Annotated in this window: 8 protein-coding genes; 2 read left to right on the top strand and 6 right to left on the bottom strand. The window is 64.3% G+C overall.

Going from position 1 to position 12,923, the window contains the following annotated elements; translation table 11 throughout:
- The first annotated feature begins 97 nt into the window (after positions 1 to 97).
- Positions 98 to 292 (top strand): hypothetical protein, encoded by a 195-nt coding sequence (locus JQ558_RS12715; protein ID WP_212206742.1) that lies wholly within the window; start codon positions 98 to 100, stop codon positions 290 to 292.
- Between the two features lie 6 nt (positions 293 to 298).
- Here JQ558_RS12715 and JQ558_RS12720 read toward each other — a convergent pair whose 3' ends face one another.
- The 5 genes from JQ558_RS12720 to JQ558_RS12740 all read right to left on the bottom strand — a co-directional run bounded on the left by JQ558_RS12720 (position 299) and on the right by JQ558_RS12740 (position 7,587).
- On the bottom strand, positions 299 to 1,228 hold the full coding sequence (locus JQ558_RS12720; RefSeq protein WP_212293827.1) for a DMT family transporter: 930 nt from the start codon (positions 1,226 to 1,228) through the stop codon (positions 299 to 301).
- 80 nt (positions 1,229 to 1,308) lie between these two features.
- Positions 1,309 to 2,181, bottom strand: a complete 873-nt coding sequence (locus JQ558_RS12725) for an NAD(P)-dependent oxidoreductase (protein ID WP_212293828.1) — start codon at positions 2,179 to 2,181, stop codon at positions 1,309 to 1,311.
- A 17-nt stretch (positions 2,182 to 2,198) separates the two neighbouring features.
- Positions 2,199 to 3,330, bottom strand: a protein-coding gene (prfB, locus tag JQ558_RS12730) for a peptide chain release factor 2 (RefSeq protein WP_212206736.1) whose coding sequence is annotated in 2 segments (ribosomal slippage) — positions 2,199 to 3,260 and positions 3,262 to 3,330 — 1,131 coding nt in all. Because the reading frame shifts where the segments join, the coding sequence is not laid out codon by codon here.
- 181 nt (positions 3,331 to 3,511) lie between these two features.
- A complete protein-coding gene (locus JQ558_RS12735) occupies positions 3,512 to 6,025 on the bottom strand; it encodes a penicillin-binding protein 1A (RefSeq protein ID WP_212206734.1) in 2,514 nt (837 codons plus the stop codon).
- Positions 6,026 to 6,282: 257 nt separating this feature from the next.
- Positions 6,283 to 7,587: an N-acetylmuramoyl-L-alanine amidase gene (locus tag JQ558_RS12740; RefSeq protein ID WP_212206732.1), complete on the bottom strand. Its 1,305-nt coding sequence runs from the start codon at positions 7,585 to 7,587 to the stop codon at positions 6,283 to 6,285.
- 741 nt (positions 7,588 to 8,328) lie between these two features.
- Here JQ558_RS12740 and JQ558_RS12745 point away from each other — a divergent pair.
- Positions 8,329 to 11,505: a ribonuclease E/G gene (locus JQ558_RS12745; RefSeq protein ID WP_212293829.1), complete on the top strand. Its 3,177-nt coding sequence runs from the start codon at positions 8,329 to 8,331 to the stop codon at positions 11,503 to 11,505.
- 86 nt (positions 11,506 to 11,591) lie between these two features.
- Here JQ558_RS12745 and JQ558_RS12750 read toward each other — a convergent pair whose 3' ends face one another.
- Positions 11,592 to 12,920, bottom strand: a complete 1,329-nt coding sequence (locus JQ558_RS12750) for a dicarboxylate/amino acid:cation symporter (protein WP_212293830.1) — start codon at positions 12,918 to 12,920, stop codon at positions 11,592 to 11,594.
- Between the last annotated feature and the right edge of the window lie 3 nt (positions 12,921 to 12,923).

Genomic DNA, 12,923 nt, shown 5'->3' on the forward strand with positions numbered 1-12,923 from the left:
CATGCAGTGGACGATTTGTTCGTTCCAACCCCTGTTAACTTCGCCGTCGGGCGATCATTTTCCGCCCGGCGGCCTCGTTAAATCGTGAGCGCGCGCCATGCATGCGGAAAGCCAGGAGCGGTTACGAATATTGAGCCTCAGTCCGAAGCCCGCCTGGGCCGAAGTCTGGCACTTGCGGAAGATTTTCATTCCTCGGCGATCCATCACCGGACGGTTGCTGACCGGCAAGGTTTGGCGGCGCCATGACGGCAGGCGCTGGATCTACAAGAAATTCACCGAAAACAACGGCTAGCGCCATCTATCCTATGGCAGCCGGCCGTCGAACCAACCCGAGCACCCGCCCGTCGATCAACAGCAGCGCGCTGCCGATCACCAGCGCGCCCGCGATCTCGCGCGGCGAAATCTGCTCGCCCAGCACCAGATAGCCGAGCACGATGGCGGTGACCGGAATCAATAGCGTCACCAGCATGACATTGGTGGCGCCGGAGCGCCGCAGGATCTGGAAGAACACGATATAGGCCAGCGCCGTCGACAGGACAGCCAGACCGATCACCGCAAGCCACGTCGCAACGCCTGGCATCGGCAATTGCCAGGGGCGTTCGACGAAGCCGGCGACAATCACCATCATGACGCTCGAAGCGAGCAACTGAAACGTCGCCGTCCCCAGCGGCGGCGAGTTCGACAGCAGCCGTCGCGCCACGAGCGCCGACAGGCCATAGCTGAACGCGCCGGCGAGGCAGAGCAGGATGCCGATGCCCTGCCCGCTCCAGAATCCGTCGCCGTCCAAACTCCAGCCACGCAGGATGACGACGCCGATCAAGCCCACCACGACGCCCGCGATCCGCCGCACCTGCAGCTTCTCTTCACCGGCCGCCGCCATCACCACAACGGTAAACAACGGCGTGGTGGCGTTGAGGATCGAGGCCAGCCCGCTCGGGATCGTCGTCTGCCCCGCCACGATCAGCGAGAACGGCAGCACGTTGTTGAAAAGCCCGATCGCGAAGAACGGCTTCCAGCCTGCAATGCCTTTTGGAAAATCGATCCGGTAGACCCATAGCAGCGGCAGCAGGATGATCGAGGCCAGCGCCACGCGCAGCAGCACCAGTGTCAACGGCGGCAATTCGCGCAGCACCACGCCGTTGAAAAAGAACGAGCCGCCCCACAGGATCGAAAGCACGCCGAGCAGCGACCAGTCGCGGGCGTCGATCCGGTTGTCGGCGGTGGTCATGTACGGCTCATATCTGCATTCGGCGCAGATCTATTCCGGCCCGCGAGCCTTGCCCACCCGATTTCCGAACACGTACGCGCCTATTTCGGGCGCGACACGATCTCGATCATCCTGCCTTCGTCGTCGTCGGGCATCTCGGCCTTGGCATGGGCATAGGCTTCCACCGCGGCGCGGCCGACCGGCGGCGTTCGGGCCAGCAGGCTTTCGGCCAACTGCACCGCATAGGCGGCATCCTTGTGGCGGAGCGCCGCCGTGAACGACGCGCCGGAGAAGTCGCGCGCCACCATGCGCTTTGAATGGCGGATCACCTGCGGGCTCGCGACCGCGCCGGTCGCCAGCGCTTCCGCCACGAGGTTCATGTCCAGCCCTGCCTGCTCGGCCATCGCGATGCCTTCGGCCAGACTTGCGATCTGCACCGCGCCCATCAGATTGTTGATCAGCTTGAAGACGGTGCCGGTGCCGACAGCGCCAAAGTGCCGGACTATGTCGCTGATCGGCGCCAGATATGGTTTTGCCCGATCGAGATCAGCTGTGTCGGCGCCAACCAGCAGCGTCAGCTTCCCGGCGGCCGCCGCGCTCGGCAGGCCGGTGACGGGGCAATCGATGTAGATCAACTCGCGCCCGCGCAGTTCACGCGCCAGGTCGAGCGCGTGCTGGTACGACACCGTGGAGCATTCGATCGCCAGCGTGCCGGGCTTCATCTTCGCGGCCGCGCCATCCTGGCCGAGCCACACGGCGCGAGACGCTCCGTCATCGGCGACCATGGTGACGACGGCATCCGCGCCATCGGCCGCGTTTGCCGGTGAGGCCGCCCAGCGCGCGCCGCGCGTGATTAGATCTTCGGCTTTCGCCTTGCTGCGATTCCAGATCGCAACCGAAAAGCCGGCATCGAGATAGCGGCCCGCCATGCCGTGCCCCATGCGGCCGAGGCCGATGAAAGCGACTGTCGTCATGGGCAAATTGTCATGGGTTAATCCACATCCTCGACCGAACCGGGCGAGGTGCCGAACGCACGCTGTGCCAGCGTCGCGGCCATGAACTCATCGAGATCGCCGTCGAGCACGCCCGACGTGTCCGAGGTCTGCACACCGGTGCGCAGATCCTTGACCATCTGGTAGGGCTGCAACACGTAGGAGCGGATCTGGTGACCCCAGCCGATATCGGTCTTGGCGGCCTGATCCGCCGCGGCCTGTTCCTCGCGCTTCTTCAGCTCGATTTCGTAGAGCCGCGCGCGCAACATGTCCCAGGCCTGCGCGCGGTTCTTGTGCTGCGAGCGGCCGGCCTGACAGACCACGGCGACGCCGGTCGGAATATGCGTCAGCCGCACCGCGGATTCGGTCTTGTTGACGTGCTGACCGCCGGCACCGCCGGAGCGCATGGTGTCGGTGCGCACGTCGGACTCCGCGATGTCGATCTTGATGCTGTTGTCGACCACGGGAAAGATCGCGACCGACGAGAACGAGGTGTGCCGGCGTGCGTTGGAATCGTACGGCGATATCCGAACTAGCCGGTGCACGCCCGCCTCGGTCTTGAGCCAGCCATAGGCGTTGTGGCCCGAGATCTGGATGGTGGCGGATTTGATGCCGGCTTCTTCGCCTTGCGTCTCTTCCAGGTATTCGATCTTGAAGCCGTGCTTCTCGGCCCAGCGCGTATACATGCGCAGCAGCATCTCGGCCCAGTCCTGGCTTTCGGTGCCACCCGCGCCGGCATGGACTTCGAGATAGGAATCGAACCGGTCCGCCTCGCCCGACAGCAGCGCCTCGAGCTCGCGGCGCGCCACTTCCTTTTTCAGCGCCTTCAGTGCGTTCTCGGCTTCGGTGACGACACCGGCATCGTTCTCGGCTTCGCCGAGTTCGATCATCTCGACATTGTCGCTGAGTTCGCGCTCGACCTTGCCGATGCCCTGCAGCGCATCCTCCAGCGAGGTGCGCTCCTGCATCAGCTTCTGGGCCTTCTGCGGATCGTTCCAGAGATTGGGATCTTCGGCGAGCTTGTTCAGCTCGGCTAGCCGTGCCGTGGACTGTTCAACGTCAAAGATGCCTCCTCAGCAGCCCGACTGACTGCTTGATCTCTTCAACGAGGCGTTCGACTTCGGCGCGCATGGTGTCTCTGATCTGCGGTGCAAACCGCTAATATAGCGTTTTCAAGCGAAGTGGGTACTGGTTCGCGTGAAGAAAACGCGTCAACATATAGAGTTAGTGTTCGCAGGGATGTAGCGGCGTCTCTCACAAAGCGCAATCCGCCTGGGGTTCGGTCCCAAGCGGTTTCTTCACACCAACGAGCCTAGTACAGCCCGCCGGGCCGCATGATGTGGCCGGAGTCGGGCGACTGGTATCCCCCCTGATATCCGCCTTGATATCCCTGCGGGGCGCGCCCATCGGCATCGGCCACGCCAATGACGGAGTAATTATCCGGCGGAGCTGTACCCGGCTTGAAGGCTTCCAGGATGGTCCGGCCACCTTCGCCGGGACCTGCGCGCATGCCGCTCTTGGCATCGACGCGAACCAGCTTGATTCCGGCCGGCACCTTGAACGGGATCGCGGCCTTGTCGGCGAGCGCGAGCTTGAGGAAGTCGCGTGCGATCGGCGCGGCCAGCGCACCGCCGGTCGCCTTGCCACCGAGGGTGCGCGGCTTGTCGTAGCCGACATAGATGCCGACCACGAGGTCCGGCGAGAAGCCGATGAACCACGCGTCCTTCGCATCGTTGGTGGTTCCGGTCTTGCCGGCGATCGGCTTGCCGACTTCCTTCACGACAGTCGCGGTGCCGGCCTGCACGACATATTCCATCATCGAGGTGATCTGATAGGCCGTCATCGGATCGAGCACCTGCTCGCGGCGGTCGACCAGTTGCGGTTCGGGCTGATTCTTCCAGCCGCCGGGCGCGTCGCAGCCGCGGCATTCGCGCGCGTCATGCTTGTAGATGGTGTGCCCGTAGCGGTCCTGGATGCGATCGATCAAAGTCGGCTTCACGCGGCGGCCGCCATTGGCGAACATCGAATAGGCCGTGACCATGCGCATGACCGTGGTTTCGCCGGCGCCGAGCGAATAGGACAGATAGTTCGGCAGTTCGTCGTAAACGCCGAAGCGCCGCGAATATTCGCCAATCAGGGGCATGCCGATGTCCTGCGCCAGCCGCACCGTCACCGTGTTGAGCGACTGCCGCAGCGCATTGCGCAGCGTCACCGGACCGTTGTACTTGCCGGACGAATAGTTTTCCGGGCGCCAGACGCCGGCGCCCTGCCCCTGATCGATTTCGATCGGCGCGTCGACCACCACGGTCGACGGCGTGTAGCCATTGTCCATGGCCGCTGAATAGACCAGCGGTTTGAACGAGGAACCCGGCTGCCGGTACGCCTGCGTCGCGCGGTTGAACTGGCTCTGGTCGAACGAGAATCCGCCGACCATGGCCAGCACGCGGCCGGTCCAGGGATCCATTGCCACCATCGCACCCGACACTTCAGGCAATTGGCGCAGGCGATACTGCCCCTCCACCGGATTGCCGTCCTTGCCGAACAGCGGATCGACATAAATCACGTCGCCCGGTGCGAGCACTTGCGCGACCGAAGTCGGCGTTCTGCCCTTGGTCGGCCCCGACGCCGCCTTGGCCCATTTGACGCCATCGATGGTGATGATGCCGGTCTGCCGTTGCTTGGCGACGGCGCCGCCGAGCTCGCGACCGGGCTGGAAACCGACCCGGGCCGACTGGTCGCTGGTCTCCAGCACCACAGCCATCCGCCAGGGCGAGATATCGCTCAGCGCCTTGACGTCGGCCAGCTTCACGCCCCAATCGCCGGTAATGTCGAGCTTGCTTGGCGCACCCCGCCAGCCCTGCGCCTCATCGTAATTGACCATGCCGGCCGCCATGGTCTTGCGCGCCATCACCTGCATCTTCGGGTCGAGCGTCGCCCGGACCGAGAGGCCACCTTCATAGAGCTTCTTTTCGCCGTAACGTTCGAAGATGTCGCGCCGGACTTCCTCGGCGAAATACTCGCCGGCGAAGATATGCGCGCCGGTACCGCGGCTGGTGACCAGGAGTTGATCCTTGCGCGCCTTGTCGGCATCGGCCTGCTTGATCCAGCCGTTTTCGACGAGACGATCGACAACGTAGTTGCGGCGTTCGATCGCGCGGTCGCGGTTGCGCACCGGATGCAGCGCCGCCGGCGCTTTCGGCAGCGCCGCCAGATACGAGGCTTCCGAGATCGTAAGCTCGTTCACCGACTTGTCGAAATAGACCAGCGACGCCGCCGCGATGCCGTAGGCGCCGAGGCCGAGATAGATTTCATTGAGATAGAGTTCGAGGATGCGATCCTTCGAATAGGCGCGCTCGATACGCATCGCCAGCAAGGCTTCCTTGATCTTGCGGGCGAAGGAGACCTCATTGGTCAACAGGAAGTTCTTTGCGACCTGCTGGGTGATGGTCGACGCACCCTGCGGCCGGCGGTTGGAGCCGTAGTTCTGCGCATACAGCACCGCCGCGCGCGCCATGCCGGTGAAGTCGATGCCACCATGCTCGTAGAAGTTCTTGTCTTCGGCGGCGAGGAACGCGTTGATGACGAGTTTCGGCACCGCCTGGATCGGCAGATAGAGTCGGCGCTCTTTGGAATACTCGCCGAGCAGCGCGCCGTCTGAGGCGTGCACGCGCGTCATCACAGGCGGTTCATAATCCTGAAGCTGCGAATAATCCGGCAAGTCCTTGGAGAAATGCCAGATCGCGCCGGCGACGCCGGCGACGCCCACCAGGAACACCACGGTTCCGGCAGCGAACAAGAATCCCAAAAACCGCACCAGCAAGCGCATGATCGAAGTTCCGTTCCAACCCTTGCGCCGTGACTTGCGGCGTCTGCCTTGCCATCAAAATCCAAGCGCAAATCGAAGCGCTCAAGCCCTCGCCCGACGGACCCGTCGTTGCGCGTACCAACAATAAAGGGGCCGACGGACAATAATGGCCGATTCCGAAGACCCTGCGGTAGTTTTCTATACCGCTGCCGCTGTGGCCAAACTAGGGCTTCCTTCACAGCATCGCGTGCATTTAATCAGCATTTTCATACGGCTTTTCATTTGCCGGGTCCGGCGGTTGCCAGCCGTTTGGCGAAAAATGCATCAATCGCCTGCGCCATCGATCCGACGGTCTTGTTCCGCCAGTTCTCCGACATCAGGAGCTCAAGGTCGCCCTTGTTCGAGACATAGCCGAGTTCGACCAGCACCGAGGGCACGTCCGGCGCCTTCAAGACGCGGAAGCCGGCGGATTTCAACGGGTGCTTGTGCATCCGCACCGTGGTCTTCATCTCGCCCATCAAGATGCGGGCGAACCGGTTTGAAAACGTTCGGGTCTCGCGCTGCGCGAGGTCGATCAGGATGTCGGCGACTTCGGTCGGCTCGTCGGTGAGATTGACGCCGCCAATGGCGTCCGACTTGTTCTCGGCCTCGGCCAGCCGCTCGGCTTCAGCGTCGGAGGCCTTGTCGGACAAGGTGTAGATGGTGGCGCCGTGGGCATCGCCCTCCCGGCGCGGCAGGGCGTCGGCGTGGATCGAGACGAACAGCGCGGCCGACTGGGTGCGCGCGACCTTGACGCGGTCGTTCAAGGGAATGAACGTATCGTCCGTACGGGTCATGACGACGCGGTATTTGCCTGATTTCTCGATGCGATCGCGCAGCGCGAGGCCAAATCCCAGCACCAGATTCTTTTCCATCTCGCCGCCGGCCTGGGTGCCGTTGTCGATGCCGCCATGGCCGGGATCGATCACGATCAGGGGACGGGTATCCTGCGCCTGCGCGGGCTTTGCCGCCGCCGGTGCATCGTCCGGCCCGACTGCGGCATTGGCGGAAGCAATCGCCGGCCGCAGTTCGGGGCGATTCTCGGGCGCCAGCAACTGCACGAAGGCGGTCCGGTCCACCTCTTCCAGCTCCAGCACCAGCCGCGGCGGCTGGTCGTTGGCCGCTTCCAGCACATAGGATTTGGCGACCTTGGCCGGTCCCGTCAGGTCAAACACGATTCGCGAACCGCCCGGCATGACGAGGCCATAGCGGAACGCCTTGACCAGCCCGCGCCCCGTGCTGCCGGTGCCCGCGGCCAGCTTGAAGCTGACCTGGGGAATATCGACGACCACGCGATAGGGATCGGCCAGCGCAAAGGCGCGAAACTGGATCGGCCTGTCGAGATCGAGGACGAAGCGGGTTTGTTTGCTGTCGCCGGCCAGCCTTGCATCGGAGGCGACCGGAAAATTCGAGGCGCTTGCCGCAGCCGGTCCAGGCGAAGGCCCCTGCGCAGCGCTCGGGGTGATGAAATTGGCACACGCCAATGCTGCGGCGCACAACAGGCCGCACCCCAGCAAAACCCGGTGATTTGCGCGGTTAGCCAACGATTCGACGCCTCCGAGGCAGCCCTCTTACCGCATTAGAACCACAGGGTTAATCGAAGCTTAAGGGTCGAAAAGCGAAAAGGGATGAGTGTTGCCGTGCTGCGACGCTGCCCTTGACGCTCCCTGACGCTCCCTTGCACCCGGCGGGCAATCCACGTATGTACGAGGTGCTGACGGCTAATACTCCCGGTTGTGTCGCGTTCAGCCTCCCGGTGCAGCGCCGGAACCTTCCAAGTCGAAGGGACCTGCGTCTTTCCCGATCCCTCCACCAGCCAGCGCTGCGCGCGGCTGACACGGAGAGGCGGTTTCGAGCCCGAGCGGCGTCCGATCCCAGGTACTAACTTGCAAGGTACTATCTTGCTCCAGGGACGGTTTGAGACACGGCAGAACTGATTATCTGGACCCCAAAATGGTCCGATATGCGATGGCCGGCGAGCGCGAATGCGCCGCGCCGGGCCTTCAGCGATAGACACGGCGGTCAATTTTGCCGCCAACATGTTCAGACGGGCCGACGCTTGATGCGCCAGACTGTGTTGCCGACCAGGATCCACGGAACGATCGCGCCGACGCGAAGCGAAAGCTTCGCACGTCGTTTTGTTCCGGTGGCTCCCCGTTCGGCGCGGCGCCAAGGTTTGCGTTTTGGCCTTCCCCTCACCCCCGAATCAGGTGGACCGTCGCGTCACCGGGCCGCGCAATATGCGCGCGCCATGCACCGCGCCCGCCGCCGTCAAGAGCTCCAAAATGCCCAACAAGATGTTGATCGATGCCACCCACCCGGAAGAGACCCGGGTCGTCGTGGTCCGCGGCAATCGCGTCGAAGAATTTGATTTCGAGACCGCCCAGCGCAAACAACTGCGCGGCAATATCTACCTCGCTAAGGTCACGCGCGTAGAGCCGTCGCTGCAGGCGGCCTTCATCGAATATGGCGGCAACCGCCACGGCTTCCTGGCCTTCAGCGAAATCCATCCCGACTATTACCAGATCCCGGTCGCCGACCGGCAGGCGCTGATCGAGGCCGACGAACGCGCCCATCGCGAGGCCGAGGAAGAGAGCGAGAACCGCTCCTCCAACCGTCACCGCGGCCGTTCGCGCCACCGCAACGCCCGCCGCCGCGGCCATGGCGAACGGGTCCAGAGCGACGTCGTCGAAAACGCCGCGATCGATCCGGCGCAGGCCGCCCAGCCCTATGAGGGCGAGGCGCAGCGCTTGCATGAAGGCGCACACCCCGACGAAGCCCGCGCCCATGATGGCGATCACCATCCCGCCGATACAGCCGACCACGGCCACGATCATGGGTATGTTGCGCATGATCACGACGATCATTCGCATGAACAGGGTCGCCCCCAGGAAGACCACCTCGAAGAGCACGCCCAAGATCGCGTCCAAGAACACGTCCAGGATAACACCCCTGATCATGCCGCGGCCGAAGCCCCGGTAGCTTCATTCCAATCCGATGCGGCACCGGTTGAGGCCGTCGCCGCGCCGGCAGAGGTAACGGCCAGCGCCGAAAGCCACGAGGTTCATGCGCATCACGACGAGCCGGCGCACGATGCACGGCACGGCGACGAACACGCGCTCGAAAACGCCGCCCATGCCGATGACGCGCCGCGCGCCGAGTATGCCGGCGAGGAATACGCCGCCGCCTCCCATGAGGATCGTGCCCCCGCGCCGGAAGGCGACGAGCAAGACGACGATGATGAAGACGATGGCGACGATGCCGAAGAGGAAGTCGTCGAATCCGTCGGTGGCGACGATGTGCTCGAGGAAGTGCCGGAGCGCGCCTTCCGTCCGCGCCGCCAGTACAAGATCCAGGAAGTCATCAAGCGCCGCCAGGTCATGCTGGTGCAGGTCGTCAAGGAAGAGCGCGGCAACAAGGGTGCGGCGCTGACCACCTATCTGTCATTGGCCGGCCGTTACGCCGTGCTGATGCCCAACACCGCCCGCGGCGGCGGCATCAGCCGCAAGATCACCTCGGCCCAGGACCGTTCGCGGCTCAAGGAAGTGGTGCAGGATCTCGACGTGCCCGAGGGCATGGGCATCATCCTGCGCACCGCCGGCGCCTCGCGCACCAAGCCCGAAATCAAGCGCGACTTCGAATATCTGATCCGCATGTGGGAAACCGTGCGCGACATGACGCTGAAGTCGCAGGCCCCGACGCTGGTCTACGAGGAAGGCTCGCTGATCAAGCGCTCGCTGCGCGACCTCTACAACAAGGAAATCGACGAAATCCAGGTCGCCGGCCAGGCCGGCTACGATGAAGCCCGCGATTTCATGAAGATGCTGATGCCCTCGAACGTGCGGGCGGTCCGGCAATATCGCGACGGCCAGCCGCTGTTCTCAAGGATGGGCGTCGAGAGCCAGCTCGATGCGATGTTCTCGCCGACGGTGCAACTGCGCTCGGGCGGCTACATCGTCATCAACCAGACCGAAGCTTTGGTCTCGATCGACGTCAACTCCGGCCGATCGACCCGCGAGCACCACATCGAGGACACCGCGCTCAAGACCAACCTCGAAGCCTCAGAGGAAGTCGCGCGGCAGCTGCGTCTGCGCGATCTTGCCGGCCTGATCGTCATCGACTTCATCGACATGGACGAGAAGCGCAACAACCGCGCGGTCGAGCGCAAGCTAAGCGACTGCCTGCGGCAGGACCGCGCCCGCATCCAGGTCGGCCGCATCTCGCATTTCGGCCTGTTGGAAATGTCGCGCCAGCGCATCCGCGCCAGCGTGCTGGAGAGTTCGACCGAGCCCTGCGCGCATTGCGGCGGCAGCGGCCATGTCCGCTCGGTGTCGTCAGTGGCGCTGCAATTGCTGCGCGGCATCGAAGAAATTCTGATGAAGGGCGCGACCCACAATCTGGTGGTGCGCACCCGCACCGACGTCGCGCTCTACGTCCTCAACCACAAGCGCGGCCATCTGCGCGATCTCGAAAACGCCTTCAAGGTCACGCTTGCGATCGTTGCCGATCCCACGGTGGCCGGCCAGCAATCGTTCATCATCGATCGCGGCGAACAGGTGCACACGCTGGAAGCCGCCAAGGCCTTGCTGGCGGCGCAGGCCGCGGCGTTCCCGTCCCAGGTCGAGGAAGCCTATGACGACGAAGAGCCGTTCGACATCGAAGGTGAAGTCGAGACCGAAGAAACCGAAGGCCTGACCGAGGAAGCCGCCGGCGGCGAAGAAGTCGCCGGTGAAAGCGAAGCCGACGGCCACCGCCGCAAGCGCCGCCGGCGCCGCCGCGGCCGTGGCGAGCCGCGTGAAGGGGCAGCCCCGCGCGACGACAATGACGCCCTGCGCGTTGCACCCGAAAGCGCTGATGGCGCGGTCACGGTTGCCGACGACGGCGAAGCCGACGACGACGAGGGCGACGAACAGGGTGCTGTTGCGCGCGGCGAACAGGGACCAAACGGCGAGCGCCGCCCGCGCCGTCGCGGACGTCGCGGTGGACGCCGCCGGCGTGGCAGCGGACCGGAAGATGGTCTCGCCGGATCGATCTCGGACGAACTCGGACCGACCCCGGTTTCGGAAGTCGCCAGCGCGGTTGCCGATTTCGACGGCCCCTCGGCCGAGCCGGCGCCGACATTGGTCGAACCCGAGCCCGTTTCGCAGCCGCCGCAACCGCAGTGGCAGCCCGCCGAACACGCCTCGCCCGAAACCGTCAGCAGCGCGCCGACGCCGACGCCCGAGGAAACCGCACAGGAGGCCGACCGGGCCGCCGCGCGGCGGCGTTCGACCGTGCGCGAAAAAGTCTCGTTCCTGACCAGCGCCCCGTCCGAGCCCGCACCGGCCGTCAGCCATAGCGAGGCGGAGCCGGCGGCAACGGCCCCTGCTCCCGCGCCTGTTGAACCCGCGCCTGCCGCGGCCAGCGAAGCCGCGCCGCGCAAGGCCGGCTGGTGGTCACGGCGTTTCGGCAGCGGCGAGTAAGGACGACCTGAATTCAAACGGAAAAACCGCCCGGCAACACCGGGCGGTTTTTTGTTGCAACAACGCGATCCTCAAAAAAGCGATCGTCAATCGGTCGTCAGCGCCGTCTCCATGTCGGTCGGATCGATCTGCCTGTTGAGATTGGCGTGCAGCTTCTCTTGATCGAGTTCGCCCTCCCACCACGACACCACGACGCAGGCGACGCCGTTGCCGCAGAGGTTGGTCAGCGCGCGGCACTCGCTCATGAACTTGTCGATGCCGAGCACGATCGCCATGCCGGGCACCAGCCGCGGATCGACCACGGCGAGCGTCGCCGCCAGCGTGATAAAGCCCGCACCTGTGATGCCCGAGGCGCCCTTCGAGGTCAGCATCGCCACCAGCAGGATAGTAATCTGCTGGCCTATCGTGAGATCGAAACCGAGCGCCTGCGCGATGAACAGCGTCGCCAGCGTCATGTAGATGTTGGTGCCGTCGAGGTTGAACGAGTAGCCGGTCGGCACCACGAGGCCGACGACCGACTTGGAACAGCCGAGCCGCTCCAGCTTTTCCATCAGCGACGGAAGCGCGCTTTCGGACGACGAGGTGCCGAGCACGATCAGGAGTTCGTCCTTGATGTAGGACAGAAACTTGAGAATCGAGAATCCGACCATGCGCGCGATGGTGCCGAGCATGACCAGGACGAACAGCGCCGCCGTGAGATAGAAGGTCGCGATCAGCCCGATCAGGTTCACGATGGCGCCGGTGCCGAACTTGCCGATCGTGTAGGCCATGGCGCCGAACGCGCCGATCGGCGCGGCCCGCATCACGATTGCGATCACGCCGAACACCGCGTGCGCGGCGTCGTCGATGAAGGAACGCATCGTATGGCCCCGCTTGCCAAGCGCCATCAGCGAAAAGCCGAACAGGATCGAAAACAGCAGCACCTGCAGGATTTCACCCTGCGCGAACGCGCCGACGACGGTGTCGGGAATGATGTGCAGGAAGAAATCGACGGACTTCTGGGCCTCGGCCTGTTTGGCAAAACCGGCGACCTTGGCCGCGTCAGCCATCGCGCCGCCGAAGCCGTGGCCCGGCCTGACCAGATTGCCGACGAGCAGCCCGATCACCAGCGCAAAGGTCGAGACGATTTCGAAATAGATCAGCGCCTTGATGCCGATGCGGCCGACCTTCTTGGCGTCCTGGATATGGGCGATGCCCGACACCACGGTGCAGAAGATGATCGGCGCGATCACCATCTTGATCAGCTTGATGAAGCCGTCACCGAGCGCCTTGATCCAGTCGTTGGTCGCGAGCGCCGGCCACAGCCAGCCGACCAGCGCACCGAGCACGATGGCGATCAGCACCTGGACGTAGAGGATTTTGTACCAGGCCTTGCCTGCTCGCACCGGCGCGTCAGCCGCAATCGTTGCCGCCATGAC

The sequence above is a fragment of the Bradyrhizobium sp. AUGA SZCCT0160 genome (assembly GCF_018130105.1).
Taxonomy (GTDB): Bacteria; Pseudomonadota; Alphaproteobacteria; order Rhizobiales; family Xanthobacteraceae; genus Bradyrhizobium.

What these genes read in the sequence shown, in the direction of transcription:
- JQ558_RS12735 (WP_212206734.1), bottom strand. Translation starts at nt 6,025, where the DNA reads ATGCGCTTGCTGGTGCGGTTTTTGGGATTCTTGTTCGCTGCCGGAACC.
- JQ558_RS12750 (WP_212293830.1), bottom strand. Translation starts at nt 12,920, where the DNA reads ATGGCGGCAACGATTGCGGCTGACGCGCCGGTGCGAGCAGGCAAGGCC.
- JQ558_RS12745 (WP_212293829.1), top strand. Translation starts at nt 8,329, where the DNA reads ATGCCCAACAAGATGTTGATCGATGCCACCCACCCGGAAGAGACCCGG.
- JQ558_RS12725 (WP_212293828.1), bottom strand. Translation starts at nt 2,181, where the DNA reads ATGACGACAGTCGCTTTCATCGGCCTCGGCCGCATGGGGCACGGCATG.
- JQ558_RS12715 (WP_212206742.1), top strand. Translation starts at nt 98, where the DNA reads ATGCATGCGGAAAGCCAGGAGCGGTTACGAATATTGAGCCTCAGTCCG.
- JQ558_RS12720 (WP_212293827.1), bottom strand. Translation starts at nt 1,228, where the DNA reads ATGACCACCGCCGACAACCGGATCGACGCCCGCGACTGGTCGCTGCTC.